At 74.3% G+C, this 25,231-nt stretch carries 26 protein-coding genes; 16 read left to right on the top strand and 10 right to left on the bottom strand.

Annotation, left to right across the window (positions count from 1 at the left end):
- Window positions 1-651: 651 nt before the first annotated feature.
- The 4 genes from ACFXDE_RS31325 (at window position 652) to ACFXDE_RS31310 (ending at window position 4,245) form a co-directional block, all read left to right on the top strand.
- The gene (locus ACFXDE_RS31325) at window positions 652-1,989 is read left to right on the top strand and encodes a ferric reductase-like transmembrane domain-containing protein (RefSeq protein ID WP_380498011.1); all 1,338 of its coding nucleotides are present in this window, start codon (window positions 652-654) and stop codon (window positions 1,987-1,989) included.
- Between the two features lie 90 nt (window positions 1,990-2,079).
- Window positions 2,080-2,556 (top strand): FMN-binding protein, encoded by a 477-nt coding sequence (locus ACFXDE_RS31320; protein WP_380498010.1) that lies wholly within the window; start codon window positions 2,080-2,082, stop codon window positions 2,554-2,556.
- On the top strand, window positions 2,553-3,314 hold the full coding sequence (locus tag ACFXDE_RS31315) for an FAD:protein FMN transferase (protein WP_380498009.1): 762 nt from the start codon (window positions 2,553-2,555) through the stop codon (window positions 3,312-3,314). Before ACFXDE_RS31320 ends, ACFXDE_RS31315 begins: the two co-directional genes overlap by 4 nt.
- A 292-nt stretch (window positions 3,315-3,606) precedes the next feature.
- Entirely contained in the window at window positions 3,607-4,245 is a 639-nt protein-coding gene (locus ACFXDE_RS31310) for a TetR/AcrR family transcriptional regulator (protein WP_380498008.1), read from the top strand.
- A 10-nt stretch (window positions 4,246-4,255) separates the two neighbouring features.
- On the opposite strand, the gene ACFXDE_RS31305 is transcribed toward ACFXDE_RS31310, so the two are convergent.
- Together ACFXDE_RS31305 and ACFXDE_RS31300 are read right to left on the bottom strand one after the other, a co-directional pair.
- Entirely contained in the window at window positions 4,256-4,966 is a 711-nt protein-coding gene (locus ACFXDE_RS31305) for a hypothetical protein (RefSeq protein ID WP_380498007.1), read from the bottom strand.
- 197 nt (window positions 4,967-5,163) lie between these two features.
- Window positions 5,164-5,661 carry a hypothetical protein gene (locus ACFXDE_RS31300; protein WP_380498006.1) on the bottom strand — a complete coding sequence of 166 codons (498 nt, stop codon included), beginning with the start codon at window positions 5,659-5,661 and terminating at the stop codon, window positions 5,164-5,166.
- A 102-nt stretch (window positions 5,662-5,763) separates the two neighbouring features.
- Here ACFXDE_RS31300 and ACFXDE_RS31295 point away from each other — a divergent pair, with 102 nt between their 5' ends.
- The 6 genes from ACFXDE_RS31295 (at window position 5,764) to ACFXDE_RS31270 (ending at window position 10,656) form a co-directional block, all read left to right on the top strand.
- Window positions 5,764-6,255 (top strand): winged helix-turn-helix transcriptional regulator, encoded by a 492-nt coding sequence (locus ACFXDE_RS31295; RefSeq protein WP_380498005.1) that lies wholly within the window; start codon window positions 5,764-5,766, stop codon window positions 6,253-6,255.
- A 51-nt stretch (window positions 6,256-6,306) separates the two neighbouring features.
- The gene (locus ACFXDE_RS31290) at window positions 6,307-7,080 is read left to right on the top strand and encodes a GNAT family N-acetyltransferase (RefSeq protein WP_380498004.1); all 774 of its coding nucleotides are present in this window, start codon (window positions 6,307-6,309) and stop codon (window positions 7,078-7,080) included.
- A 74-nt stretch (window positions 7,081-7,154) separates the two neighbouring features.
- The gene (locus ACFXDE_RS31285) at window positions 7,155-7,952 is read left to right on the top strand and encodes a thioesterase family protein (RefSeq protein ID WP_380498003.1); all 798 of its coding nucleotides are present in this window, start codon (window positions 7,155-7,157) and stop codon (window positions 7,950-7,952) included.
- Between the two features lie 43 nt (window positions 7,953-7,995).
- Window positions 7,996-8,874, top strand: a complete 879-nt coding sequence (locus ACFXDE_RS31280) for a S41 family peptidase (protein ID WP_380498002.1) — start codon at window positions 7,996-7,998, stop codon at window positions 8,872-8,874.
- A 252-nt stretch (window positions 8,875-9,126) separates the two neighbouring features.
- Window positions 9,127-9,795, top strand: coding sequence for a DUF4097 family beta strand repeat-containing protein (locus ACFXDE_RS31275; protein WP_380498001.1), 669 nt, complete (start codon window positions 9,127-9,129; stop codon window positions 9,793-9,795).
- A gap of 51 nt (window positions 9,796-9,846) precedes the next feature.
- A complete protein-coding gene (locus ACFXDE_RS31270; RefSeq protein ID WP_380498000.1) occupies window positions 9,847-10,656 on the top strand; it encodes an alpha/beta fold hydrolase in 810 nt (269 codons plus the stop codon).
- 113 nt (window positions 10,657-10,769) lie between these two features.
- Here ACFXDE_RS31270 and ACFXDE_RS31265 read toward each other — a convergent pair whose 3' ends face one another.
- Complete coding sequence (locus tag ACFXDE_RS31265; RefSeq protein WP_380497999.1) at window positions 10,770-11,288, bottom strand: hypothetical protein; 519 nt, start codon at window positions 11,286-11,288, stop codon at window positions 10,770-10,772.
- A gap of 486 nt (window positions 11,289-11,774) precedes the next feature.
- Here ACFXDE_RS31265 and ACFXDE_RS31260 point away from each other — a divergent pair, with 486 nt between their 5' ends.
- Window positions 11,775-12,161 carry a hypothetical protein gene (locus tag ACFXDE_RS31260; protein WP_380497998.1) on the top strand — a complete coding sequence of 129 codons (387 nt, stop codon included), beginning with the start codon at window positions 11,775-11,777 and terminating at the stop codon, window positions 12,159-12,161.
- 4 nt (window positions 12,162-12,165) lie between these two features.
- On the opposite strand, the gene ACFXDE_RS31255 is transcribed toward ACFXDE_RS31260, so the two are convergent.
- The gene (locus ACFXDE_RS31255; protein WP_380497997.1) at window positions 12,166-12,807 is read right to left on the bottom strand and encodes a class I SAM-dependent methyltransferase; all 642 of its coding nucleotides are present in this window, start codon (window positions 12,805-12,807) and stop codon (window positions 12,166-12,168) included.
- Between the two features lie 21 nt (window positions 12,808-12,828).
- Window positions 12,829-13,371, bottom strand: a complete 543-nt coding sequence (locus ACFXDE_RS31250; protein ID WP_380497996.1) for a DUF1707 domain-containing protein — start codon at window positions 13,369-13,371, stop codon at window positions 12,829-12,831.
- Window positions 13,372-13,537: 166 nt separating this feature from the next.
- Here ACFXDE_RS31250 and ACFXDE_RS31245 point away from each other — a divergent pair, with 166 nt between their 5' ends.
- On the top strand, window positions 13,538-15,430 hold the full coding sequence (locus tag ACFXDE_RS31245; protein WP_380497995.1) for a hypothetical protein: 1,893 nt from the start codon (window positions 13,538-13,540) through the stop codon (window positions 15,428-15,430).
- Between the two features lie 178 nt (window positions 15,431-15,608).
- On the opposite strand, the gene ACFXDE_RS31240 is transcribed toward ACFXDE_RS31245, so the two are convergent.
- On the bottom strand, window positions 15,609-15,803 hold the full coding sequence (locus ACFXDE_RS31240; protein WP_329932154.1) for a DUF6011 domain-containing protein: 195 nt from the start codon (window positions 15,801-15,803) through the stop codon (window positions 15,609-15,611).
- A 42-nt stretch (window positions 15,804-15,845) separates the two neighbouring features.
- On the opposite strand from ACFXDE_RS31240, the gene ACFXDE_RS31235 reads away from it, so the two are divergent.
- Complete coding sequence (locus tag ACFXDE_RS31235; protein WP_380443779.1) at window positions 15,846-16,613, top strand: TetR/AcrR family transcriptional regulator C-terminal domain-containing protein; 768 nt, start codon at window positions 15,846-15,848, stop codon at window positions 16,611-16,613.
- Here the strand turns inward: ACFXDE_RS31235 and ACFXDE_RS31230 are convergent.
- On the bottom strand, window positions 16,600-16,941 hold the full coding sequence (locus ACFXDE_RS31230) for a winged helix-turn-helix transcriptional regulator (RefSeq protein ID WP_380443842.1): 342 nt from the start codon (window positions 16,939-16,941) through the stop codon (window positions 16,600-16,602). The two genes, ACFXDE_RS31235 and ACFXDE_RS31230, sit on opposite strands and share 14 nt — an antisense overlap.
- Before the next feature lie 144 nt (window positions 16,942-17,085).
- On the opposite strand from ACFXDE_RS31230, the gene ACFXDE_RS31225 reads away from it, so the two are divergent.
- Both ACFXDE_RS31225 and rarD read left to right on the top strand, forming a co-directional pair.
- The gene (locus ACFXDE_RS31225) at window positions 17,086-17,934 is read left to right on the top strand and encodes an SDR family oxidoreductase (RefSeq protein WP_380497994.1); all 849 of its coding nucleotides are present in this window, start codon (window positions 17,086-17,088) and stop codon (window positions 17,932-17,934) included.
- 136 nt (window positions 17,935-18,070) lie between these two features.
- Window positions 18,071-19,042, top strand: a complete 972-nt coding sequence (rarD, locus tag ACFXDE_RS31220) for an EamA family transporter RarD (RefSeq protein WP_380443783.1) — start codon at window positions 18,071-18,073, stop codon at window positions 19,040-19,042.
- A gap of 21 nt (window positions 19,043-19,063) precedes the next feature.
- Here rarD and ACFXDE_RS31215 read toward each other — a convergent pair whose 3' ends face one another.
- Genes ACFXDE_RS31215 through ACFXDE_RS31205 form a run of 3 tightly spaced genes read right to left on the bottom strand, consistent with a single transcriptional unit; the run spans window position 19,064 to window position 22,285 of the window.
- Window positions 19,064-19,957, bottom strand: a complete 894-nt coding sequence (locus ACFXDE_RS31215) for an ABC transporter permease (protein ID WP_380497993.1) — start codon at window positions 19,955-19,957, stop codon at window positions 19,064-19,066.
- Window positions 19,944-20,996, bottom strand: a complete 1,053-nt coding sequence (locus ACFXDE_RS31210; protein ID WP_380497992.1) for an ATP-binding cassette domain-containing protein — start codon at window positions 20,994-20,996, stop codon at window positions 19,944-19,946. The genes ACFXDE_RS31215 and ACFXDE_RS31210 overlap by 14 nt, the downstream gene beginning before the upstream one ends.
- Window positions 20,997-20,998: 2 nt before the next feature.
- Window positions 20,999-22,285 carry an outer membrane lipoprotein carrier protein LolA gene (locus ACFXDE_RS31205; protein WP_380497991.1) on the bottom strand — a complete coding sequence of 429 codons (1,287 nt, stop codon included), beginning with the start codon at window positions 22,283-22,285 and terminating at the stop codon, window positions 20,999-21,001.
- A gap of 181 nt (window positions 22,286-22,466) precedes the next feature.
- Here ACFXDE_RS31205 and ACFXDE_RS31200 point away from each other — a divergent pair, with 181 nt between their 5' ends.
- On the top strand, window positions 22,467-25,088 hold the full coding sequence (locus tag ACFXDE_RS31200; protein ID WP_380497990.1) for a bifunctional FO biosynthesis protein CofGH: 2,622 nt from the start codon (window positions 22,467-22,469) through the stop codon (window positions 25,086-25,088).
- Window positions 25,089-25,231 lie beyond the last annotated feature (143 nt).

Raw genomic sequence — 25,231 nt, 5'->3', positions numbered from 1 at the left:
GCAGGGCGCCGCCGGGGCGGCGGCTCCGCGCCGGTGCGGCGCTCCGGCCCGCCGCGGCGGACCGTCCGGCCGCCGCGCCGCGCCCGGGGGCCGCGGACGGCTCGGGAGCCGCGGGCCGTCCCGGCCGCCGTTCCGGTTCCTGGGCGGAGGACGTCCGTCCTCGTCTTCCAGCCACGCACTCACCCCCGGTGTCTGCCGCGCCCGTGTGCCACGGCGGCGGCCTCACCCGGTCCCTCGGCGGGACGGCGTCGTGGTCGCTGTCGATGACTGGACGTCGGCGTTCGGCCGGCCGGTTCCCGCTGTCGGTCGGGGGCAGGCTCGCGTACAGGTTTCCTCTACACGGGTGTAGAGATCGAGCGCAGCATATAGCACCCCTGTTCGGCGCAGGTTTCGGGCCGAGGGCTCTCCGCGGTCTCCCGGCGACTTCCCCGCCCGGGCGCCGTCGGCCGTGGCGCCGATTGTCGCGGATGAGAAGGCGGTGAGAAAAGCGCTTCCCGAAAAGACGCTCCTGACCTGCGGTGATGCCCGGCTTTCCGGGTCGTTCGGGGGCGTTCGCGGGCACGGCGGACGGCGGGCTCAGGCCTCGTTGAATTCCCGCCAGCACAATGGCGCTCCCCGAGAGGCACCCGGAGGCGAGAGGAGGGGCACGCAATGGCCGCCACCGTCACACGGCCGCCCGCGGCGGTCCGGCACCGGGCTCCGGAGGAGCTCGTCCCCGGCGCGGTGCTCGCCGCCGTCGCCCTCGGCGCGCTCGGCGTGCTCGCTCTGTGGTGGCGCGACACGGCCTTCGTGTCCGGCGCCGCGGGCTGGCTGAGCGGGGCCGGCCGGATCTCCGGCCTGCTCGCCGGGTACGCCGCGCCCGTCCTGCTGCTCCTCATGGCCCGGATCCCGCTGCTGGAGCGGGAGGTCGGCGCCGACCGGCTCGCCCGCTGGCACGGCTTCGGCGGCCGCTACCTGGTCGGCCTGGTCACCGTGCACGTCCTCACGATCGTGTGGGGCTACGCGCTGACCGACGGGCGCGGGGTGGTGGGGGAGGGCGTGGACATCGTCCTCCACTACCCCGACATGCTCAAGGCCACCGCCGGGACGCTCCTGCTGTTCGCCACCGGCGCGCTCTCCGCCCGGATCGCCCGTCGCCGCCTCGGCTACGACGCCTGGTACTACCTGCACCTGGCCACCTACCTCGCCGTCGCGCTCGCCTTCGGCCACCAGCTCACCACCGGCGCCGACCTCGGCGACGGCCCCGCCCGCCCGGCCTGGTACGCCCTCTACCTGGGCACCCTCGCCGTGCTCGGCTGGTACCGGCTGGCGCTGCCCTACCTGCGCGACCGGCGGCACCGGCTGCGGGTGGCCGAGGTGCGGCTGGAGGGCCCCGGAGTCGTGTCGGTGTTCCTCGTCGGCGAGCAGGTGGAGCGGCTGCGGGCCGAACCCGGGCAGTTCTTCCGCCTGGAGTTCAAGGCGCCCGGCCTGCGCTGGACCGCCAACCCGTACTCGCTGTCCGCGCCGGTGCGCCCGCCCTTCCTGCGCTTCACCGTCAAGGACCTCGGCGAGCACAGCGCCGCCGTCGCGAAGCTGGAGCCCGGCACCCCGGTGCGGGCCGAGGGCCCGTACGGCGCGTTCACCGGGCGGCGACAGCGGCGGCGCAAGGTGCTGCTGCTGGCGGCCGGGGTCGGTATCACCCCGCTGCGGGCGCTGTTCGAGACGCTGCCGGGCCAGGTGACGCTGGTCCAACGGGCCCGCCGCTCGGAGGACTTGCTGTTCCAGGACGAGCTCGCCGCGATCGCCGCCCGCCGCGGCGGCGCCGTCCACCCGGTGGTCGGCACCCGCGCCGAGGTCGGCGACCTCGGGGCCGTGCTGCGCCGGCTCGTCCCGGACCTCGCCCGGCACGAGGTGTTCCTCTGCGGCCCGGAGGAGTTCTCCGCGGACGCCGTCCGGGCCCTGCACGCGGCCGGCGTGCGCCGGATCCACCACGAGGCCTTCGGCTTCTGACCGTCCCTGCCCCGAAGTCCCCGAAGTCCCCGAAGTCCCAAGTCCCTGACCGTTCCCGACCGTTCCCGACGAGCAAGGGGAGTACCCACCGTGCGCAGAGCCGTCGTCGTCGGCAGCGCCACCGCCGCGGGCGTGATCCTGCTGCTGTCGCTCAAGCCGCACCAGGGCGCCGCGAGCGCCGCCGCCCCGATCAGCTCCGGCAGCTCCGGCAGCTCCGGCAGCTCGGGCGGCTCCGGCGGTACGTCCGGCACCTCCTCGGCGCCGCCCGCGCAAGCCTCGGACACCTCGGGCACCCGCGCGATCACCGGGGACTCCGTCGACACCCGGTACGGGCCGGTCCAGGTCAAGGTGACCCTCGCCGGCAAGAAGATCACCAGGATCGACGTGGTCAGGTACCCGAGCGAGAGCGGGCGGGACCGGTCCATCAACAGCTACGCCCTGCCGGTGCTCAACCAGGAGGCCCTCTCGGCCCAGAGCGCCGCGATCGACGTCGTCTCCGGCGCCACCTACACCAGCGACGGCTACACCCGCTCGCTGCAGAGCGCCCTCGACAAGGCCGGCTCATGACGGCGGAGGTGCGCAGGCACGCCGAGCACGTGATGGGGACGGTCTTCTCCTTCGCCGTTCACGGCGGCGGCCGGGAACTGGAGGACCTGCTCGCCCGGATCGTCGTGCGGCTGCACCGGATCGACGAGGTCTTCTCCCCTTATCGGGAGGACAGCGACATCAACCGGTTCGAGCGCGGGGAGATCGCCCTCGGCGCGTGCGACCCCGAGGTCGCGGAGGTGCTGGCCCGCTGCCGCGAGGTGGCGGCGCAGACGGACGGATTCTTCACCATGCGGCCCGGCGGGGTGCTCGACCCGAGCGGCTGGGTCAAGGGCTGGGCGGTCGAGGAGGCCTCGCGGGCCCTGCGGGAGGCCGGCTACGGGCGGCACTGCGTGAGCGGCGGCGGCGACGTCCAGACGGCGGGCGGGCCCTGGCGGGTCGGCATCGCGGACCCGCTGCGGCCGGGGGAGGTGGTCGCCGTGGTCACCGGGAACGACGTCGCGGTGGCGACCTCGGGCACCGCCGAGCGCGGCGCCCACATCGTCGACCCGTACCGGGGGAGACCGGCACAGGGGCTCGCCTCGCTGACCCTGGTCGGCGAACGGCTGGCGCGCGTCGACGCGTGGACGACGGCGGCCTTCGCGATGGGTCCCGACCGGGGCCTCGCCTGGGCGGCCGCCCAGCCGGGGATAGAGGCGCTCGCCGTCCTGCCGACCGGCGCCACCCGGTGGACCCCGGGCTTCCCGGCCCGCACGGACGCGGCGCGGGCGGTCGGATGACGGGGGAGGAGCGGCCCGAAGCCCGCCGCCGCAGGCGCACCTGCCGCCCGGCGGCACCCGTGGCCCCACCGCCCGCCCCGGCCACACCCCGCCCGGCCGGGGCCCCGCCGCGCCGCGCGGCCGGTCCCGTCGGGCCGGCTTCCGGCCGCGGCCCTCGCCCTCGTCCGGCCCCCGCCCCCGCTCGGTCCTCTCCCCCGGCAGGGCTTTCCCGGCCGGCCGCGTCCGGGCCCTCGCCCCACTGCTATACACTGCACCGGCTAGTTTCCCATTCAGGACAGGAGTCGCCGTGGCGGTGACGAGCGGAGCAGGGCGCCCGGAGAAGCGGGTGGCCATCACGCGGGCCGCGACGGCGGTGTTCGGGCGCGAGGGGTACGTCCGCGCGAGCATGGACGCGATCGCGGCGGAGGCCGGCGTCTCGAAGCGCACGGTGTACAACCACTTCGCCGACAAGGAGACGCTCTTCCTGTCGGTCGCCCTGACGAGCTCCGCCGAACTGACCGGCACGATCCGCGAGTTGGCCGACCGCCGCCTCGGGAAGATCGTCGACCTGCGGCAGGACCTCACCGACTTCGCCGTCGACCGCGCGCACGCCGTCCTGTCCGCGGGCGATCACGGCGCGCTCGGCCGCGCCATCCGCGCCGAGGTGGCCAACATCCCGGCGGACGTCCTGGAGGCGTGGCTGGAGGCGGGCCCGATCGCCTCGCTGCGCGACCTCGCCGAGAGGTTCACGGCCCTGGCCGCCCGCGGGCTGCTGGCGGTCGACGATCCGGCCCTGGCCGCCGAGCAGTTCACGCTGCTGACCTTCCACGGCGTGGCCGACCGCTCCTTCTGGGGCGCGCTGCCGGTGCCGGAGCAGGAGGTCGCGCGGATCGCCGCCGTCGGGGTCGACGCGTTCCTGAAGGTCTACGGGGTGCCCGCGGGCACCCCGTAGACCGGGGGCGTCACTTCCAGACGACGCCCTTGCCGATGGTGTACGGGTCGGCCGAGTACTCGGCGCCCGCGACCTTGGAGGCCGCCGGCGCGAGCGACACGAAGCAGCCGACGGCGGACTGGCCGTTGGTGAAGCCCGGGGGCATCGGGCTGGCCGTGCACTTCGGGAAGGACGTGAAGATCGCCACGCCCTGCGCCCCGGAGCCGTCCGGCTGGAGTCCCCTGATGTGGGTCAGGGTGCTGTTGGACAGGTCGGTGGTGCCGACGTTGGTGAACTTGTAGTGGATGTAGTACGGCACCATGCCCGCGGCCTTGTCGCCGAGCTTGAGGCTGTCCAGGTCGGCCTGGGTGCCCTGCTCGATCGAGGTGACGGCCATGGCGATGCTTCCCTTGGTGCTGCCGGAGCTGAACGGCACCTGGACGGTGTCGCCGATCTTGGCGGTGGTCCCGGCCGCGGCGTCCTTGCCGGTGCCGGCGGCCGGGGCGCCCCCGGGCGCGGAGGCGGTGGGCGCGGCGGCCGGGGTCGTCGGCGCGGCGGCGCTCGGGGTGGCGGACGGCGCGGCCGCGGTGGTCGCCGGGGCCGCGGTCGTCGGGGCGGCGGGTGCGGCGGTCTTCGCCGTGTCGGACGACGAGTTGTCGTTGCAGGCGGTGAGCGTCAGCACGCCGACGACGGCGAGGCCGGCGAGCGCGCGCATGCCCGTACTGGAGGCGGAGCTGTTCACGTGTCGTTCCCCCGTGCTCGTGGACCGTCGGTCGGCGGTCCTCTCGGTGAACGTTGATAGCGCACGCCGGCGCACGGGCACCACGGCTTTGACGGCCTTTTGACCACGCCGTGACAGCCCGGCGACCATACCGGGACACGGCCCGGTGCGGGGGAGCGGGGTGCCGAACACCCCGCTCCCGCCGCGTTGTTGGACCTCTACGGCAGCGCGGCGTGCTCGGCCCGGCTGGCCGCGAGCCGCTGCGCGGCGAGTGCGCCGGCCCGCGCGCGGTCGCCCCCGGTGAGCCGGGCGAGGATCGCCGCGAGGGGCCTGACCTGCCCGGCGGTCCCCCAGTGCCCTTCCGGGACCTCGGTGGGGAACACCCAGATCCGGCCGGGGTCGCGCGGCCAGGCCCCCTCCTCCGCGTCGAGGATCGCCTCGGTGACGTCGGCGACGACGCCGGCGCGGACCTTCGCGTCGAACTGGCCCTCGGGCACGGACGGGACGACCTTGTAGCGCGGTGCGTCGGCCGGCTTCCCGCCGACGTAGACGGCGGCGGGCCGGTGCAGGAACAGCCAGGACACCTCGCGCACGGCCGGGTCGGCGGGGTCGAAGCCCTCGTGGCGGATCAGGATCGCGGTGATGCGGTCGAGCAGGGCGGCCTCGGCCCCGGGCCGCAGGGCGCCCTCGGGGATGTGGACGTCGAGCAGGGGCATGGTGGAGCTCCTCCTGACTTTATTTTCTCAACTCAGTTGGCGGGTCCGAGCCTGCCGGGGCTGGGTTCAGATTGTCAACCCAGGGGGCGTTATCATCGGCCCATGGACGACAAGCGGCGGCTGGACCCGGCGAACTGCTCGGTGGCGCGCTCGCTGGCGGTGGTCGGTGAGCGCTGGTCGCTGCTGATCGTGCGCGAGGCCGTCGACGGCGCGCGCCGCTTCGGCGAGTTCCGCTCCCGGCTGGGCATCGCCAGCAACCTCCTGTCCGCGCGGCTGGACGCCCTCGTCGCGGCGGGCGTGCTGGACCGCGTCCCGTACCAGGAGCCCGGCGACCGGCAGCGCTTCGAGTACCGGCTGACACCGAAGGGCACGGACCTGCGGCCCACGCTGCTCGCGCTGCTGGAGTGGGGCGACAAGTACCTCGCCGACGAGGAGGGCCCGGGCGTCGTCGTCCGGCACGCGGCCGCGGGCGACGAGGAGCCCTGCGACGAGCCGGTCGCCCTCGTCCTCGAATGCGCCGCCGGCCATACCCACCTGCCGTCCGGCGAGGTCTACCGGGCCCCGGGGCCGGGGGCGCGCTTCCTCCCGGCGTGACGCGCGCGAACCCGACCGAGCGGGCGCGGCGGTTGTCCGTATCCTCACCGAGTGCCCCTCATCAGCCTGCACGACCGGTCCGCCCTCGCCGCCCGCTTCCTGGCCGACCCGGCGCTCCACCTCTTCGAACTCGGCGACCTCGACGACACGCTGTGGCCCAACACCACCTGGTACACGACCGGTGGCCCGGTGGCCCTGCTCTACACGGGCGGCGGCATCCCGGTCCTGCTCGCCTTCGCCCGCCCGGCCGACGTCCCGGCGCTCGAAGCGCTCCTGGGCGAGCTGCGCCCGTTCCTGCCGCGCCGCTTCACGGCGATGCTGCCGGTGGGGGCTCACCGCGCCCTGGCACCGGACTACGGTGTCGAGCACCGTTCGACGCTGCTTCGCATGATGCTCCCGGACGGGCCTTCGCTCCCCGAGCCCGCCTTCGAGCCCGCGCTGTTGACCGGCGACGACGTCCCGGACCTCCGCACGCTCCTCGCCGAGGCCTACCCCGAGTCCTGGTTCGACGAGCGGCTCGTGCTCGGCGGCGGCTACGTCGGCCTCCGTGGTGCGGACGGCCGGCTGCTGGCCACGGCCGGCGTGCACGTCCACTCCGCCGCGTACGGCGTCGCCGTCCTCGGCAACGTGACCACCCGCCCGGACGCCCGGGGGAGGGGCCTCGCCCGCGCCTGCGTCACCGCGCTGTGCCGCCGCCTCGCGAGGACGACCGCCCACATCGGCCTGAACGTGCGCACGGACAACGCCCCGGCGATCCACCTCTACGAGCAGCTGGGATTCACCACCACCGCCACGTTCGAGGAGCTGGTGGTCGCGGCGCGCTGAGCTGCGGGGGTCGTGCGGGGGTGTGGGGATCGTCACCGTTCCGGGCGGATGTTCGGGCGCCTACGATCGCGAGCGTGAACGACAGCTACTTCGAGCGCACCGGCGAGCGTCGCTTCAAGCCCACCGTCCACGCGGGCGGCGCCTGGAACGACGACGAACTGCACTTCAGCCCGGTGGGCGGCCTCGTCGTCCACGCGATCGAGCGGCACCGGGCGCAGACCGGCGCGGCGGGCGGACTGGCGCTGTCGCGGATCGCCTTCGACATCCTGGGCCGGCTCGCCGTCGACGAGTGCGAGATCACCGTCGAGACCATCCGGCCGGGGCGGACGGTCGAGCTGGTGGAGGCGGTCCTGGTCATAGGGGAGCGGGCGGTGATCCGCGCCCGCGCCTGGTACCTGGCGACCTCCGACACGTCGGCCGTGGCCGGCAGCCCGGTCGAACCCCTCGCCGGGCCCGGGGAGTTCGAGCCGTGGCCGATGAGCGAGCTGTGGGACGGCGGCTACATCGCGTCGATCGACGTCCGGCGCCGGGAGCTGGCGCAGGGCCGGGCCCAGGCCTGGATCGGCAGTGAGGTCGGGCTGGTGGCGGGCGAGGAGATCGGCCCGCTCGCGTCGTTCGTCGCCCTGGTGGACACGGCGAACGGGATCGCGGTGCGGCAGGACCACACGGAGTGGATGTTCCCGAACGTGGACCTCACCATCCACCTCCACCGGCAGCCCGAGGGCCGTTGGACGGGGATGGACACGACCGTCACCTTCGGCCCGACGGGCCACGGCCTGACCAGCACGGTCCTGCACGACGTCCACGGCCCGGTGGGCTCCGCGCAGCAGTCGCTCACCGTGCGGTCGCTGGGGGTCTCGCCGGGGGCGTGAAAACCGCTGGGTGTTCGGTCGGCGGAGACCTACCATCGCGCGAATGACCACTCATGAAGCGATACTCGACGCCGCCCTCGCCCGCATCACCGCCGGCTACGTGTACCCCGAGAAGACGGCGGCGATCGAGGCGGCGATCCGCGGCCGGCTGGCCGAAGGCGCGTACGAGGGCGTGCCCGAGCAGGAGCTGTGCGAGCAGGTGACGCGGGACCTGCAAGCGGTGTGTCCCGACAAGCACCTGCGGCTGCTGTGGAGCGAGGAGCCGCAGTCGATGGACGAGGAGCCGGAGAGCGTCGCCCGGGAGCGGTTCGCCCAGTACGCGCGGGCGAACAACTACGGCGTGCGGCGCGTGGAGCAGTTGGACGGCAACATCGGCTACCTCGACCTCCGGATGATCGCCCCGGCGGAGCTCGGCGGCCCGGCGTTCGCGGCGGCGATGCAACTGCTGGCGCCGACCGAGGCGTTGATTATCGACCTGCGTCAATGCGCCGGCGGGGCGCCGGAGGGCGTGCAGCTGTGGTGCAGCTACCTCTTCGCGAACGACGAGGTGCACCTCAACGACATCTACGAGCGGAAGACGGACAGCATCCGGCAGTACTGGACGCTGGGCCACCTCGCCGCGCCGCGCTACCTGGACCGCCGGGTGGTCGTGCTGACCAGTGGCTTCACGTTCTCGGGCGGAGAGGAACTGGCCTACAACCTGAAGGCACTGAAGCGCGGCACGCTGGTCGGCGAGACGACCAGGGGAGGCGCCCACCCCACGGCCCGCATCCCGGTGGCCCCGCACGTGATGGTGACGGTCCCGACGGCCCGCTCGATCAACCCGGTGACGGGCACGAACTGGGAGGGCGTCGGCGTGGAGCCCGACGTGAAGGTCCCGGCCGAGGATGCCCTGGAGACCGCCCTGAACCTCCTGCGGTGAGGTCCCGCGCCCCGGCTGTCGGCCGACCTCCGACGGCCGGGGCGTAGCGTTCACCTGCGTCGCATTGCAACGATCGGACCTGCTCGTTGCATTACTCTTCAGAGGCTCTGCAACGATTTATCGGCTCTGACCTGCTGTTATGGCAGTTTCTCGCAACGAATGTGTTGCCGCTAACTAGAAAGCAACGTAGCTTTTCCATCGTCAGAAACGGCGAGGGCAACCAGGCCCCGCCGCTGATCGAAGGAGAAGACGATGCAGACGTTCGCCACCCCCGCCCCGGTCGCCGCCGTCCTCGACGTCCCCGCGGGCCGCATCCGCCTCATCGCGGCCGACCGCGCCGAGACCACCGTCGAGGTCCGGCCGGCCGACGCCGCCAAGGGCCGTGACGTGAAGGCGGCCGAGCGGATCGAGGTCGGGTACGCCGACGGTGTCCTGCGGATCGCGGCCCGGGAGGCGGAGAGCCGGATGCTCGGCAACTCCGGCTCGGTCGAGGTCACCGTCCACCTGCCGTCCGGATCCCGCGTCGAGGCGAAGGCGGCCGACGCCGAACTGCGCGGCGTGGGACGGCTCGGCGAGGTCGCGTTCGAGGGCGCTCGGGCCACGGTGGAGCTCGCCGAGGTCGCCGAGGCCCGGCTCGCCGTCCAGGCCGGCGACATCACCGTCGGCCGTCTGAACGGTCCGGCCACGGTCACCGCCCAGCAGGGCGACATCCGCATCGGCGAGGCGGTGCGCGGCGAGGTCGTGCTGGAGACGCAGTCCGGAGAGATCTCGGTCGGTGCCGCCCGTGGGGTGTCCGCCTCGCTGGACGCCGGCACCTCCTACGGCCGGATCCACAACTCGCTCCGGAACGCCGAGGGCACCGCCGACCTGCGCGTCCGGGCGACCACCGCCTACGGCGACATCACCGCCCGCAGCATCTGAACCGCCCCGCCCGTCCCGACCACGTCCGAACTTTCCGAAACGAGGCACACCATGAGCATCAACCACGCTGCTTGGACCGGCATGGTGCAGGTCGAGGACACCGCCCTGGCCGTCACCGACACCGGCGGGTCCGGCACTCCGGTGGTCTACCTGAACGGGTCCTACGCGGACCAGTCGCACTGGCGGCGCGTGATCGCCGAACTCGGCCCCGGCTACCGGCACATCACCTTCGACGAGCGGGCCCGCGGCAAGTCGGCGCGGTCGGCGGACTACTCGTTCGAGGCGTGCCTGCGCGACGTCGACGCGGTGCTGGCGGCGCGGGGCGTGGAACGGCCGATCCTGGTGGGCTGGTCGTACGGCGCACTGGTCGCGGTGAACTGGGCCGCCCGCAACCCCGGGCGCGTGGCGGGCGTGGTCTCTGTCGACGGTGCCATGCCCAGTCCGAGCGGCTGGCTCGACGACGCGGCGCGGGCCAAGATCCGCAAGCTGTTCCGCCGCCTGAGCCCGCTCTTCCCGATCTGCCGCCCGCTCGGCATGGCCGCCCGGATGAACGCCGCCCAGCACGCCGACATCAACTTCCAGGCCATCGAACTCTGCGCGCCGACCGCCCTCGAACCGGTCCTCGACCGCCTGACCGCACCGACCCGCTACGTGGTCGCCACCGGCGGCAACCTCGGCGCCAAGGAGAAGGACATCGAGCAGTTCCGCGCCAACCTCGAACCGGTGCTCGCCCGCAACCCGAACATCGAGGTCAGCGCCAAGGTCCCGAGCAACCACTCCAAGATCCTCCGCAAGGACTTCCGCGCCGTCGCCGCCGCGGCCCGCGAGCTCGCCACCACCCGCGACCGCCAGGCTGCATGAGCGGTGCGAGCGGTCCGCCGTCCATCCGGAGCTGCGGGACTCCTGCGCCCCGACCGAGCGATTCACACGCAGCGCCTTCGGCTTCAGCACTTCTTGGAGAAGAGGGCGAGTCCCTAGCTCGGTTGAGGCCGGCTGGACCACCAGACCGAGGCGAAGAGGAACACGCCGGGGAGGATGCCGGCGACGGTGGAGACGGCGGCTGCGGGGGCGCCGAGGAAGGCCAGGGCCATGCCGACGGCGCCGCAGGCTGCCATCGAGCCGCCGAGTATGCGGAGTTGGGGGCGGCTCCAGGCGGTCGCGAGGCCGAAGAAGTGGACGCCGACGACGAAGGCGATCCAGCCGACGGTGGCGGTGGGCGTGTGGAAGGCCTTGTTGATGACGGCGAGGCCGGCGGCTATGCCCACCACTTCGGCGGCGGCGACGAGCCAGTAGCGACCGCCGAACCGGGGTTCGGGAGCGGTGGTCGCCTCGGGAGCGGGTCGGCGGTTGAAGAGACCGAGGAAGAGGAAGGCCGCGACCGCGAGGACCCGGAGGGGGACGGAGACGGGGTCGGGGAGGGCGCCGGCGTTGGCCTGGACGAAGACGAGCCCGAAGCTCGACCCGATGAGCCTGGTGGCTCGGACTCTGTTCATGATCGGGAAGGTACCCCCCCGGTTGTGCGGACCGAGGGGCGGGCCTCAGGTCAGGTGGTCGAACTCCCCGGCCTCGGCCCCGAGGACGAGGGTCCGGAGCCTGGCGGTGGCCCCGCCCCGGCCAGGCCGACGGAAAAGCGCAGGAAGTCGATCCAGCCGACTTCCTGCGCCGTCGAAAGAGCGGGGCGGATGCGGGAACCGGTGGGATTCGAACCCACGGGCAGACTCGGAGCAGGGCCGCTCCTCCTCCGCGGATCGATGCACGGGGGTCCTCCGGTGCATCGATTGCAATGGGCCGCTCTGCCACGGGCCGCATCCTGCGGGATTGCGCGGTCCCGCTGTCCGCGATCCTACGAAGTTCCGCACCGGGCACGCGACCGGTTTGCCGGGGCGGCGCTCCGCCCTCCGGCCCGATAACCGCTGTACTCCCCACCCCAGGCCCGATATCTTCGCGCCGCCCCTGTCCCGCACCCGGATCGGAACCCCTTGAGCGATCAACTCACCGCCGGCCTCATCGGCCTGGGCGTCATCGCCGTCGACGTCCTGACGCCCCTCGTGGGCGCCGTCGTCGCCGCGAACCACATCCGCAAGAGGGGCCGCAACGCCCGCCTCGCCATGGCCGGTTGCCTGGTCATGGCACTCGCGCCGGTCGTCTCCACCGTCGCCCTGACGCTCTGGTTGGAACCGCTGATCCGCGCCACCGATCCGGTCCTGGGGGCCAACCTGGTCCCGCTGTTCACCCTGCCCTTCCAGCTGGTCGGGTTCGGACTCCTGCTCGCCGGCGCCCTGTCCGGGCCGAAGCCCCGCCCCGCGCAGCCCCTCCCGCCGATCCAGGTCGAGGTCGAGGTCGAGGCCGAGGCCGCGCAGGGCTGATTCGCTACACGGCCCGCAGCAGCAGGTGCCCGCGCCGGAAGCGCTCGTTCTCGCCGGGCTCCCGCAGCATCCGGCCGACCTCCGTGAACCCCGCCTCGCCCGCGAGCCGCGCGAGTTCGTCGATCGGCCACCGGTAGGCCGTCGTCACCTTGTGGTCGAACGGCGTCACCGGCTCTCCCTCGGCCTCGAAGAAGCCGAGCAGGACGTGCCCGCGGACCGCCACCACCCGCCTGAACTCGCCCAGGTACGAGGGGACGTCCGCCGGCGGGGTGTGGATCAGCGAGTACCAGGAGACGGCCCCGGCCAGCGACCCGTCCACCGCCTCCAGCGCGTCCATCGGCCCGACGTCGAACCGGATGCCCGGGTACGTCTCGCGGGCGATCCCGACGAGCGCGGGGGACAGGTCGACGCCGAAGACGTCGAGGCCGAGCCCGCGCAGGAACGCGGACACGTACCCCGGCCCGCAGCCGAGGTCCGCGACCGGGCCCGGAACGCCGCCGGACCGCACGACGTCCGCGAAGGCGGTGACGAACGAGCGGTCCAGCGGGAGGTGCGCGAGCCCGTCGCGGACGAGGTCGGCGTAGCGGACGGCGACGGCGTCGTACGCGCCGGCGGTGGTCCGGTGATGTGACGAGAGTTCAGGCACGGGCGACGACCCTAGTGCCGCTCAGCGTCGCGCGTGCCGGATCCTCAGCCGCCCGTACCCCATGGCGCCGGAGAACCGGATCGTCGGCCCGCCGCCGGAGGTGCTCCGCGGGGGCCGGTAGACGGTGTCCTTCCAGCCGCTCGTCAGGCCGTCCAGGTCGACGACCGCGTCCCTGGGCACGGTGATCTTCGCCCGGCCGGTGCCGAGGCCCAGCACGATGTCGATCACCGGATGCTCGATGACCGCCTTGGAGAGGTCCAGGTGCACCCGGGCGAACGCCGATTCGACCCTGAGGGTGCGCGGCACCCGCCACGAGCCGCGCCGGACGATCCGCCCGCCGAGGGCGCCGATCGTGGCGGTGGTGCCGGGCTTCTCCGGCGGGAGCGGGCCCAGGGCCCGGACGAGGTCGCCCTGCGTGCGGGCGACGAGCAGCCGGTCGAGGCGCTCGTCCATCTCCTCGTGCGTGATGTGGCCTTCGGCGTACGCCTCTTGGAGACGCTGGACGGCGATGTCGCGGTCGCTTTCGCGGGCCGGGGGCGAGGGTTCCTGCGGCAGGGAGCTCACGAGTCCCACTCTAGAACGAGCCTGGCGCCGGAAGTCGGCCCTCCGGGTACGTCGCGACGCCCGTCGGGGTGATCGTCATGTCGTCGGACGAGCGGGATAACCTCGTTCGCGCATATTCGCGCGTACCGCGCACGGCGGAATACCGGGCACGACGGGGGATCGGACCATGGAACGCAAGGACGGCGGCGACGAACGCCTGGCAGCCGAGGGCGAAGTGGCGGTCGCCCGCCTGGCGATCGACTCCGGGGACCTGCCGCACGCCGCCGACCACCTCGCCGACGCGATGATCACCGACCCCCAACTGCCCGAGCTGCACGAGGCCCTGGCCGAGCTGTGCGCCGCCGCCGGCGGCCCGGCCGCCGCTCGCGAGCTCTTCCCGCTCGACGGCCAGGTCTTCCTCGGCACCGTCGTCTGCCGGGCCCACGTCGAGGCGGCGGCCGGCGACTGGGACGCGGCGATCGGCATGCTCGCCTCCGCCGTCCAGTTCGACCCCGGCAGACCCTGGGCGCCCGCCTGGCTGGCCCGCGAGGACCTGCCGGGCCTGGTCGACCCGGACGCCGTCGCCCAGGCCGTCGCCCGCGCCTCCGGCGGGCTGCCCGACCCGCTGCCCGCCGAACTCGCCGACGCCGTCCGCCCGTTCGACGCCTTCGTGCGGGCCGTCGTGGACCGCCACCCCGACCACGCCCTGCTCCTCGCGATGGCCTCCGGCCTGACCCGCCGACTCGGCACCACCGCCCGCGCCGTCGAACTCGCCGAGCACGCCCACCGCCTGGCCCCCGGCTACATGCCGTCCGTCATGCTCGGCAACGCCCTGCGCGCCGACGGCCGCCCGGAGCAGGCGCTCGCCGTGTGGGAGGCCGAACTGCGCCGCGTCGCGCCGGACCAGGACGACTCCAGCAGCTACCTCGCCGTCGACGTCGCCGAGTTGTACGGGACGCTCGGCCGCCCCGCCGAGGGACTGCCCTGGCTGGAGCGCGTCCTCGCGGCCGACCCCGACCACCCCAAGGCCGGACCGGCGATCCACGGACTGCGCCACGCCGTCGACGGGGACGCCGCCCACCTGCTCGCGCTCGCCGACCACCACCGCGCCCACCCCGACCACGACTACGCCCAGGACCTCCTCGAACGCCTCGGCCACCGCGCACCCTGGCTCGGCCTCGTCCCCGGCGCCACCGAGGCCACCGTCAACGTGCTCCACCAGGTGCTGGAGGCGCCCGGCACCACGCGCGACACCGAGATCGACTGCACGGCCTCCACCGTCGAGCCGCCCAGCTCGCTGCTGGCCGTCCACCTCGCGCTGCCGCGCACCACCGTCGGCTACCGGTCGGTCGGCACCCCCGACCCGCGCCTGCCGCTGGCCGAGCCCACCACCACGCTCTGGACCTGGGACGGCACCGACCCGCGCCCCGCCGTCGCCCCGCCCGCCGCCGCGAGCGCCGAACTCGTCCGGGCCACCGCCGAACTCGTCTGGCCGACCGTCCCCGCCGCCTACGACCACGCCGTCCGGCTCGCCGGGCTGCCGCTCGACGACCTCGTCGGCGTCCTCGCGCACCCGCCCGCGCCGCGCGAGGACGAGCTCGGGCGGGCGCTGCTCGCCCACCAGCCCGAGCTGTGGGTGCGCGCCGTCCAGACCTTCGCGTGCCTGGGCATCGCCCACCACCGCACCGACCAGCCGTGGGCCGGGTCCGACCGCCGCCGCGTCCTGCTCGACCTGCTGCTCGGCCCCGAGGACTGGGTGGTCGAGGCGGCCGGCTTCGCGCTCGTCGCGATCGGCTGGACGCACCCCGGGACGCGCGCCGACATCGCCGCCCAGCTCGGGCGGCGGCTGCGCTACTGCGCGGAGGCGGACCGCACCCGGGTGGTGACGATCCTGCGGTCCGTGGGCCAACTGGCGCTCGCGGCGCCGTGGTTGCCGGCGGAGGAGCTCGACCGGGCGCGCCGCTTCGTCGCCGGCGAGGCGGACGGGACGTCCGAGCCCGCGAAGCCGGGACCTTCGAGGCCCGAGGCCGCACCGCGGCCGAAGCCGGGCTTCCTGCGCCGGCTCTTCGGACGCGGCTGAGGCGCGCTCGGGCGCTCGGCCGCTCGGCCGCTCCGGGCACACGTGCGCGTCGGCGGCGTCGAACCGCCAGTAGCCCGCCGACCCGCAGGCGACCCCACAGGTGCCCCCGAACGTGTCCCCGCACGTGACCCCGCACGTGCCCCCGAACGTGAGCCCGCACGTGCTCCCGGACCGCGGACTAGACGCCCGGCAGCGGATCCTGGTCGACGTCGTGCCGCGGGACGCGCTCGGCGGGGTCGCGGCACTCGGGGCCGAGCCGCAGGATGCGGGACTCCGGGTCGTGCAGCGGCCGGTGGCAGCGGCGGCAGGTGACGCGGTGGCGGACGGCCTCCGGGGTGTCCGTCCCGGGCAGCGGATCGGGGGAGCTGGTCATGGTGAGACCGTAACGAAGCGGGCGCCGTGAAAGGATCCCCCCATGGCCACCGACCGCACCAGCGCAGGAGACCCGGCGCGCACCCTCGCCCTCCTCTGGGGCCTGACCGCCGAGGAGAAGCCCGGCCGGCGCGGCCCCCGGCAGGCCCGCTCGACCGGCGAGATCGCGGCGGCGGCCGTCGCGCTCGCCGACGCCGAGGGCGTGGACGCGGTTACCATGCGGCGCATGGCGCAGGAGCTCGGCCTGTCCCCGATGGCGCTCTACACGTACGTGCCCGGCAAGGCCGAACTGCTCGACCTGATGCTCGACACCGTCTACGCGACGATGCCCCGCACCGCCCCCGCCGGTGACGGCTGGCGCGCCCGCGTGACGGCCGTCGCCGACGACAACCGGGCGCTGCACCGGGCCCACCCGTGGATCGCGGCGGTCTCCACCAGCCGCCCGCCGCTGGGCCCGGGCCTGATGGCCAAGTACGAGTACGAGCTGCGCGCGTTCGAGGGCACCGGCCTGCCGGACGTCGACCTGGACGCGGCGCTCACCCACGTGCTCGGCTTCGTCCAGACCTGCGCCCGGATGGCCTCCGACGAGCGGGCCGCGCAGCAGGACAGCGCGATGACGGACGAGCAGTGGTGGGCCGCCAACGCCGATCTGCTGGCCCGGGTCTTCGACGCCGAGCGCTACCCGGTGGCGGCCCGCGTCGGCGCCGCCGCGGGCGCGGCGCACGGCGGCGCCTACGACCCGGACCACGCCTACGCGTTCGGCCTCGCGCGCGTGCTGGACGGCCTGGCCGCGCTGGTCACGAAGCGGTAGGCCGCCCGTCGTACTCCTCGCGGGCGGCCAGCACCTCGGGCACCCGCCGCTCCGACCACAGCGCGAGCCCCGCGACCAGCTCGGCGGCCTCGTGCCCGAGCGGCGTGAGGCTGTAGTCGACCCGGGGCGGGATCACCGGGTGGGCCTCGCGGAGCACGAAGCCGTCGCGCTCCAGCGTCTGGAGGGTCTGGGCGAGCATCTTCTCGCTGACTCCGGTGACCCGGCGGCGCAGCTCGCTGAAGCGGTAGCCGCGCTCGCGCAGCGCCCACAGGACGAGCACGCCCCAGCGGCTGGTGACGTGCTCCAGCACGCCCCGGGACGGGCACATGCGGTCGAAGACGTCGGCCGGGGGGAGCTTCTGGATTACCTTCACGTCAGTACCCTACTTTGAAGTGCGTACTTTCGAAAGGTTAGTGCAGTCCCTAGGGTGAGTTCCGAGGGCAACACCACCGCATCCCTGAGGAGCACTCCCATGTACGTCGTCACCGGTGCCACCGGCCAGCTCGGCCGCCTCGTCGTCGAGGGCCTGCTGGCCGCCGTCCCCGCGGGCGAGGTCGCGGTCGCCGTCCGCTCCGCCGAGAAGGCGGCCGACCTGGCCGCGCGCGGTGTCGCCGTCCGCGTGGTCGACTACGACGAGCCCGGGACCCTGGCCGACGCCTTCGCGGCCGGCGACCGGGTGCTGCTGATCTCGGGCAGCGAGGTCGGCCGCCGCATCCCGCAGCACCGCGCCGTGATCGACGCCGCGAAGGCGGCCGGGGTCGCGCTGCTCGCCTACACGAGCGCACCGGGCGCGGCCACCTTCCGGCTGGCCGACGAGCACCGGGCGACGGAGGAGCTGATCGCGGAGTCCGGCCTGCCGTCCGTCCTGCTGCGCAACGGCTGGTACACCGAGAACTACCTGGGCGACGCGGCCGGCACGGTCGCCCGCGGCGTGGTGCTCGGCAGCGCGGGCGAGGGCCGGGTGGCCACCGCCCCGCGCAAGGACTACGCGGACGCGGCCGTCGCCGTCCTGCTCGGCGAGGGCCACGAGGGCCGGGTCTACGAGCTGAGCGGCGACACCGCGTGGAGCCTGCCCGAGCTGGCCGCCGAGCTGGCCGCGGTCTCCGGCGAGCCGGTCGCGCACCGTGACGTGACCCCGGCCGAGCACCGCGGGGTGCTGGTCGGCGCGGGCCTGCCGGAGGGCTTCGCCGAGGTGCTGGTGGACGTCGACGCGGGCATCGCGCGCGGCGAGCTGGCCGGCACCCCGGGCGACCTCGCCCGCCTGATCGGCCGCCCGACCGTTCCGCTCGCCGAGTCCGTCCGCGCGGCGCTCAAGGCGTGACCCGCACCCGCCCTGACCTGGGCGTTCTCGCCCCTTGGGCGCTGTCATGACCAAAATCCGGAAACGGAGATGACAGGCCGCCCTCCCGCCCGCTACCGTCACCTCGACATACGCGCGCGCGGAGGGCAGGCGGCAGATGCCGGACACAACGAAGCAGGAGAGCGGCAACGGCATCTGGTACGGAGCCGCGGCCTACGGCATCTGGGGGCTCTTCCCGCTGTTCTGGCCGCTGCTGGAGCCCGCCGCCGCCGACGAGATCGTGGCCAACCGGATGGTCTGGTCCCTCGTCGCGGTCGTGGGGCTGCTGGCCTTCCAGCGGCACTGGGGCTGGATACGCCCGCTGCTGCGCCAGCCCCGCCGGGTCGCGATGCTGGCCGGCGCGGCCACCGTGATCACGGTCAACTGGGGCGTCTACATCTGGGCGGTCAACAGCGGCCACGTCGTCGAGACCAGCCTCGGCTACTTCATCAACCCGCTCGTGACGATCGGCTTCGGCGTCCTGGTCCTCAAGGAGCGGCTGCGCGTCGCGCAGTGGACGGCGGTCGGCGTCGGCGCGGCGGCGGTCGCGGTGCTCACCGTCGCGTACGGGCAGCTGCCCTGGATCGCGCTCACCCTGGCGCTGTCCTTCGCCACCTACGGCCTGCTGAAGAAGACGGTCGGGCTGAGCGGCGTGGAGAGCCTGGCGGCGGAGAGCGCCTTCATGTTCCCGTTCGCCCTGGCCTACCTGGTCTACCTGGAGGTCAGCGGGCGCGGCACCTTCGGCCACGCGGTGGCCGGCTCGTACGGCTGGGGCCACTCCGGCCTGCTGGCGCTCAGCGGCGTCATCACCGCGATCCCGCTGCTGTGCTTCGGCGCGGCGGCCGTGCGGGTGCCGCTGACGATGCTCGGGCTGCTGCAGTACCTGGCGCCGGTGTTCCAGTTCCTGATCGGCGTCGCGGTGTTCCACGAGTCGATGCCGCCCGCGCGCTGGGCCGGCTTCGGCCTGGTCTGGGTGGCGCTGGCCGTCCTCACCTGGGACGCGCTGCGCCGGGTGCGGGCCGACCGCGCGGAGCGGGCGGCCGCGGCACGCGCGCCGCGACCGGCCCCCGCCCCGGCGGCCACCCGGTAGGACACGTCCTGGGAGGCGCGGTCAGGCGCTGATGTCCCGGCTGGAGAACCGCGCCCAGGCCGCCGAGCCGAACACGGCGACGTAGCCGGCCTGCAGGGCGAGGTTCTTCAGCACGCCGTCCCAGTACATCGGCTGGCGCAGCAGGTCCGCGAAGCTCAGCCAGTAGTGGGTGAACAGGAACGGCCGGATCGCGTCCAGCTGCGGGAAGTTGTCCAGGATCTGGACGGTGATCACCAGCACCACGGTGGCGGCCATCGCCGCGATGCCGCTGCCGGTGAGCGTCGAGACGAACAGCCCGATCGCCACCAGCCCGGCCAGCGAGAGCGCCACCACCGCGGCCACCAGCAGCGCCCGCGGCAAGGCCTCGCCGAGGCCGATGGTGTCGCCGGACAGCAGCGTCACCTTGCCGAGCGGGAACAGCGCGGCGCCGGTGGCCAGGGCCGTCAGCGCGACGGCCGCGGTGGCCGCCAGGCAGAAGGCGAGCCCGGCGGTGAACTTGGCGGCCAGCAGCCGCGTCCGCCCGGCCGGGGCGACCAGCAGGTAGCGCAGCGTCCCGGTGGCGGCCTCGCCCGCCACCGAGTCCCCGGCGACGACGCCGACCGTCATCGGCAGGAAGACCGGCAGCGCCACGGCGAGCGCGGTGAACACCAGGAACAGGCCGTTCTGGGTGGTCTGCGCGATGAAGCTCGGACCGCCGTCCCCGTGCGGGCCGTCCGTGTTGACCTTGATGACCACGCCGATCAGGACCGGCAGCGCCGCCAGGATCGCCAGCAGCACCAGGGTCCGCATCCGGCGGAAGGTCAGGTGCAGCTCGTTGCGGAACAGCGCCAGGAAGCCGGACGCCGTCTGCGGCCGCCGCCCGGCGGCCCGCGACCCGCCTCCGGGCGCGACCGCCACCGCCTCAGCCCGCGACATCGAAGCCCTCCCCGGTCAGCGCCACGAAGGCGTCCTCCAACGTGCCCCGTTCCAGGCCGAACCCGTGCACCCGCACGCCGGCCTCCACCAGCGCCGCGCACAGCTTCGGCAGCGTCGAGTCGTCGACGGCCGCGAGCTCGGCGTCCACCCGGTCCTCGCCGCGCACGACGTCGGCGACCCGGTGGGCCGCGAGCACCTCGGCGGCCCGGTCGGCGTCCGGCGTGCGCACCACCAGCCGGCCCTGGGCCCGGGCGGCCAGCTCGGCGACGGTGCCCTGCACCACCAGCCGGCCGCGGGACATCACCGCGGCGTGCGTGCAGACCTGCTCGATCTCGTCCAGCAGGTGCGAGGAGAGGAACACCGTGGTGCCCTCCGCCGCGACCTCCCGCACCAGCGTCCGGATCTCCCGCATGCCCTGCGGGTCCAGGCCGTTGGTCGGCTCGTCCAGCACCAGCAGTTCGCGCGGCTGGAGCAGCGCCGAGGCCAGCCCGAGCCGCTGCTTCATGCCGAGCGAGTACGCGCGGGCCTTCTTGCCCGCCGCCGCGGTGAGCCCGACCCGCTCCAGCGCCTCGTCGACGCGGCGGGCGCGGGTGCGCGGGTCGGCCGTCGGGTCGGCGGCGTCGAACCGGGCGAGGTTGTCGCGGCCGGACAGGAAGCCGTACAGCGCGGGGCCCTCGATCAGCGCGCCCACCCGGGGCAGCACGGTCGCGACGGACTGCGGCATCGGCTCGCCGAGCACGGTCGCCACGCCGGAGGTGGGGACGATCAGGCCCATCAGCATGCGGATGGTCGTGGTCTTGCCGGAGCCGTTGGGGCCGAGGAAGCCGAAGACGGAGCCGCGCGGGACGGCCAGATCCAGGCCGTCGACGGCGAGCTGGCCGCCCCGGAAGCGCTTGGTGAGCCCGCGCGTGCGGATCACGTCGTCGGAGTGGGCGGGGGCGGGGGCGGGGGCGGCAGCGGGAACGGGGGCCGGGCGCGCCTCGGCGCCCCGGCCCCCGGCCGACTCCGTAACGTCCCCCGTTACGGGAGTCTTCGTCACCCCTACTTCACCCCGGCCGCGTTCTGCAGGACGGACTGCGTGACGGCGCCGGCGAACACCCGGCCGTCGTCGGTGATCAGGACGTTGAGCACCTTGGTGCTGATCAGCGTGCCGCCGGCGACCGGCTTGCCGAGCGCCTTGGCCAGGGCCGCCGGGTTCTGGAACGAACCGTGGCCGCCGTGCTTGCCGTCCTTGGCGCCGTTCGCGCCGTTCGCGCCACTCGCCGGCGTGCCCTCCGGACCGCTCGGCAGGTGCGCGGCGATCACCGAGGTCCAGCCCTCGCCGATCACGTTCGTCCCGCCCTGCTCGCCGGCCTCCTTCTTGCCGTCCGGGCCGCGCTCGGCGTCCGCCTTCCCGCCCGCCTGCTCGCCCGCCGGCTTGTCGTCCGCCTTGTGCTCCGTCACCTTGGCGCCCTTGGGCACGGTGAAGTCGAAGGTCTTGGCGGCCGGCTTCGCGAAGGAGACGTCGGTGAAGCGCACGTCCAGCACGGCTCCGCCGTCGGTGCCCAGCACCTTGACCGCGAGCGGCACGCCGTTGTCGGCGGCCACCGCGATGCGGACCTCGGAGATCGTCGAGCCGGACTGCTTCGGCTTGACGCTCAGCTGGTAGGCGTTCTGCCCGGCCACCTTGGCGGTGCCGGCCACGGTGACGGAGGTGGTGCTCGCGCTCTCCGTCAGGAACTGCCTGGCGGCCTCCTGCGGCGTCGTCGGCACACCGGCCAGCGGGGCCTTCGGGTGCTCGGCGCCCTGGTGCTTGGCGGCCTGACCGGTCAGGTGCACGGCCTGGTTGGTCGAACTGTCCCAGGCCCAGCCCTGGTCGCCGTTGTGGACCAGGGTGTAGCCGGCCATGTTCTCCAGCAGGTCGAGCCGCTGGTGGTCCGGCCCGTCCACCGCGACCCGCAGCGTCTGGTCGCCGCCCAGCAGGCCGAGCAGCTTGGCCTGCGGATCGGCCGACGAGCCGCCCTGCCCGCCGCCGCGCCCGGCCGCGGCACCGAGGCCGCCGGCCGCCGCGCCGAGCAGCTGGCTGGGCACCCCGAGGTCGGTCGAGAGCGAGACCGTGCCGGAGAGCGCCTGGGTGTCCGAGGCGAGCGCCTTGGCCACCACCTGCTCCGCCGTCAGCGAGGGGAGGTCCGGCGGGGAGTCGGCGGCCAGTGCGGGCACCAGCCCGATACCCGTGGCGACCGCCGCGGCCACCGCCACCGGCACGCCCGCGCGCATCAGGGTGCGCCGCCGTGAGCGGTACGGCGCGCCGCCGTCCACGTTCTCCCCCGTCGCCGTCTCATTCGTCATGGCGTCATCAACTCCTCTGCGAACCCGCCCGATTGCCTTGCCCTTCCATTAGAGGCCCGGCCCGCGCGCGCGTCATCGCCCTGTGGGGCCACTTCGGGGTAAACCGCCGGGGTACGTCAACCCTGAGACGTCCTCAGGGTTGGCTCCTCCCGGTGTACGACTCCTGGCGTAGTGTCGCCGCATGGACGCAACCGCCGCCGACCGCACCGACTCCCCGACCTCGCCGCCCCCCACCGCCAACGCCATGCGCCGCGCCCTGCGCCGCGCCCGGGACGGCGTCGCGCTCGACGCCGCCGAGGCGGCCGTGCTGCTCCAGGCCAGAGGCGAGGACCTGCGGGACCTCTGCGCGAGCGCCGCCCGGGTGCGGGACGCCGGCCTGGAGGCCGCCGGCCGCCCCGGCGTCATCACCTACTCCAAGAGCGTCTTCATCCCCCTCACCCGGCTGTGCCGCGACAAGTGCCACTACTGCACCTTCGTGACCGTCCCCGGCAAGCTGCGCCGGGCCGGGCACGGGATGTACATGTCCCCCGACGAGGTCCTCGCGGTGGCCCGCCGCGGCGCCGAACTCGGCTGCAAGGAAGCCCTGATCACACTCGGCGACAAGCCCGAGGACCGCTGGCCCGAGGCCCGCGAGTGGCTCGACGCGCACGGCTACGACGACACCGTCGCCTACGTCCGCGCGATGTCCATCCGCATCCTGGAGGAGACCGGCCTCCTCCCGCACCTCAACCCCGGTGTGCTGAGCTGGACGGACTTCCAGCGCCTCAAGCCCGTCTCCGCCTCCATGGGCATGATGCTGGAGACCACCGCCACCCGCCTGTGGAGCGAGCCCGGCGGCCCGCACCACGGCTCCCCGGACAAGGAACCCGCCGTCCGGCTGCGGGTCCTGGAGGACGCGGGCCGCAGCTCCGTCCCCTTCACCAGCGGCCTGCTGATCGGCATCGGCGAGACGTACGAGGAGCGCGCCGAGTCGCTGTTCGCGCTGCGCAAGGTCTCCCGGGCCTACCACGGGATCCAGGAGCTGATCCTGCAGAACTTCCGCGCCAAGCCGGACACCGCGATGCGCGGCATGCCCGACGCCGAACTCGACGAGCTGGTCGCCACGGTGGCCGTCGCCCGGCACGTCCTGGGCCCGGCCGCGTGCCTCCAGGCGCCGCCGAACCTGGTGGACGGCGAGTACGAGCGGCTGATCGGGGCCGGCATCGACGACTGGGGCGGCGTCTCCCCGCTCACCCCCGACCACGTCAACCCCGAGCGCCCGTGGCCGCAGATCGAGCGCCTCGCCGAGCGCTCCGCGGCGGCCGGCTTCGAACTGCGCGAGCGCCTGGCCGTCTACCCCGAGTACGTGCAGCGGGGCGAGCCCTGGCTGGACCCGCGCGTCCTGCCGCACGTGCGCGCCCTGGCCGACCCCGCGACCGGCCTCGCGAACCCGCACGCGCCGGTCGTCGGCCTGCCCTGGCAGGAGCCCGAGGACCTCCCGGAGTCGTACGGGCGGACCGACCTGCACGCCACCATCGACACCGAGGGCCGCACCGGCGACCGCCGGGCCGACTTCGAGGACGTCTACGGCGACTGGGAGGTCCTGCGCGAGCAGGTCCTCGCCGAGGGCGCGCCGCAGCGGCTCGCCGGGGACCTCCGCGAGGCGCTCGCGGTCGCCGCCGACGACCCGGCGAGGCTCACCGACGACCAGGCCCTCGCCCTGTTCCACGCCGACGGCCCCGCCCTGGACGCGCTCTGCCGGATCGCCGACGACGTCCGCCGTGACGTCGTCGGCGACGACGTCACCTACTGCGTCACCCGGAACATCAACTTCACCAACGTCTGCTACACCGGCTGCCGGTTCTGCGCCTTCGCCCAGCGCCGCACCGACGCCGACGCCTTCACCCTCTCGCTCCAGCAGGTCGCCGACCGGGCCGCGCAGGCCTGGGACGTCGGCGCCACCGAGGTCTGCATGCAGGGCGGCATCCACCCGGACCTCCCCGGCACCGCCTACTTCGACATCGCCCGCGCGGTGAAGGAGCGCGTGCCCGGCATCCACGTGCACGCCTTCTCGCCGATGGAGGTCGTCAACGGCGCCACCAGGACGGGCCTCTCGATCCGCGACTGGCTCCAGCGGGCCAAGGAGGCGGGCCTCGACACCATCCCCGGCACGGCCGCCGAGATCCTCGACGACGAGGTCCGCTGGGTGCTCACCAAGGGCAAGCTGCCCGCTGCCACCTGGGTCGAGGTCGTCACCACCGCGCACGACCTGGGCATCCGCTCCTCGTCCACCATGATGTACGGGCACGTGGACACCCCGGCGCACTGGCTCGGGCACCTGCGGCTGCTCGCGGAGATCCAGCAGCGCTCGCTTGAATCCGACAGCAGTGGCGGCTTCACGGAGTTCGTCACCCTGCCGTTCGTCCACACCAACGCGCCGGTCTACCTCGCCGGCATCGCCCGGCCCGGCCCCACCGCCCGCGACAACCGCGCCGTGGTCGCGATGGCCCGGCTGCTCCTGCACCCGCACATCCCCAACATCCAGACCAGCTGGGTCAAGCTGGGCGCCGAGGGCGCGGCCGAGATGCTGCGCTCGGGCGCCAACGACCTCGGCGGCACGCTGATGGAGGAGACCATCTCGCGCATGGCCGGTTCGGCGTACGGGAGTTACAAGTCGGTGCGCGACCTCCAGGCGATCGCCGAGGCCGCGGGCCGTCCGCACCGCCAGCGCACCACCACCTACGGCGAGGTGCCCGCCGAGCGCCGGGCCGCCGCGCTCGCCTCGGACGGCCACCTGCCGGAGCTGCTGCCCGTCCTGGACTGACGCGCTCCGCACGGCGACGAGGGGTGGGGGCCCCCCCCCCCCCCGGGGGGCGGGCCCCCCCCGGCGGCGGGGGGGGGGGGCGCCCGCCCGCCCCCGGGGGCGGCGGGGGGGCCGGGGCCCCCGGGGCCGGCCCGGGGCCGGCC

The sequence above is a fragment of the Kitasatospora sp. NPDC059408 genome (assembly GCF_042751525.1).
GTDB lineage: Bacteria > Actinomycetota > Actinomycetes > Streptomycetales > Streptomycetaceae > Kitasatospora.
This window is presented reverse-complemented; position numbering and strand designations above follow the sequence as displayed.

What these genes read in the sequence shown, in the direction of transcription:
- ACFXDE_RS31295 (WP_380498005.1), top strand. Translation starts at nt 5,764, where the DNA reads ATGGACGACAAGCGGCGGCTGGACCCGGCGAACTGCTCGGTGGCGCGC.
- ACFXDE_RS31240 (WP_329932154.1), bottom strand. Translation starts at nt 15,803, where the DNA reads ATGACCAGCTCCCCCGATCCGCTGCCCGGGACGGACACCCCGGAGGCC.
- ACFXDE_RS31325 (WP_380498011.1), top strand. Translation starts at nt 652, where the DNA reads ATGGCCGCCACCGTCACACGGCCGCCCGCGGCGGTCCGGCACCGGGCT.
- ACFXDE_RS31245 (WP_380497995.1), top strand. Translation starts at nt 13,538, where the DNA reads ATGGAACGCAAGGACGGCGGCGACGAACGCCTGGCAGCCGAGGGCGAA.
- ACFXDE_RS31275 (WP_380498001.1), top strand. Translation starts at nt 9,127, where the DNA reads ATGCAGACGTTCGCCACCCCCGCCCCGGTCGCCGCCGTCCTCGACGTC.
- ACFXDE_RS31280 (WP_380498002.1), top strand. Translation starts at nt 7,996, where the DNA reads ATGACCACTCATGAAGCGATACTCGACGCCGCCCTCGCCCGCATCACC.
- ACFXDE_RS31270 (WP_380498000.1), top strand. Translation starts at nt 9,847, where the DNA reads ATGAGCATCAACCACGCTGCTTGGACCGGCATGGTGCAGGTCGAGGAC.
- ACFXDE_RS31205 (WP_380497991.1), bottom strand. Translation starts at nt 22,285, where the DNA reads ATGACGAATGAGACGGCGACGGGGGAGAACGTGGACGGCGGCGCGCCG.
- ACFXDE_RS31215 (WP_380497993.1), bottom strand. Translation starts at nt 19,957, where the DNA reads ATGTCGCGGGCTGAGGCGGTGGCGGTCGCGCCCGGAGGCGGGTCGCGG.
- ACFXDE_RS31225 (WP_380497994.1), top strand. Translation starts at nt 17,086, where the DNA reads ATGTACGTCGTCACCGGTGCCACCGGCCAGCTCGGCCGCCTCGTCGTC.
- ACFXDE_RS31235 (WP_380443779.1), top strand. Translation starts at nt 15,846, where the DNA reads ATGGCCACCGACCGCACCAGCGCAGGAGACCCGGCGCGCACCCTCGCC.
- ACFXDE_RS31315 (WP_380498009.1), top strand. Translation starts at nt 2,553, where the DNA reads ATGACGGCGGAGGTGCGCAGGCACGCCGAGCACGTGATGGGGACGGTC.
- rarD (WP_380443783.1), top strand. Translation starts at nt 18,071, where the DNA reads ATGCCGGACACAACGAAGCAGGAGAGCGGCAACGGCATCTGGTACGGA.
- ACFXDE_RS31200 (WP_380497990.1), top strand. Translation starts at nt 22,467, where the DNA reads ATGGACGCAACCGCCGCCGACCGCACCGACTCCCCGACCTCGCCGCCC.
- ACFXDE_RS31230 (WP_380443842.1), bottom strand. Translation starts at nt 16,941, where the DNA reads ATGTGCCCGTCCCGGGGCGTGCTGGAGCACGTCACCAGCCGCTGGGGC.
- ACFXDE_RS31300 (WP_380498006.1), bottom strand. Translation starts at nt 5,661, where the DNA reads ATGCCCCTGCTCGACGTCCACATCCCCGAGGGCGCCCTGCGGCCCGGG.
- ACFXDE_RS31265 (WP_380497999.1), bottom strand. Translation starts at nt 11,288, where the DNA reads ATGAACAGAGTCCGAGCCACCAGGCTCATCGGGTCGAGCTTCGGGCTC.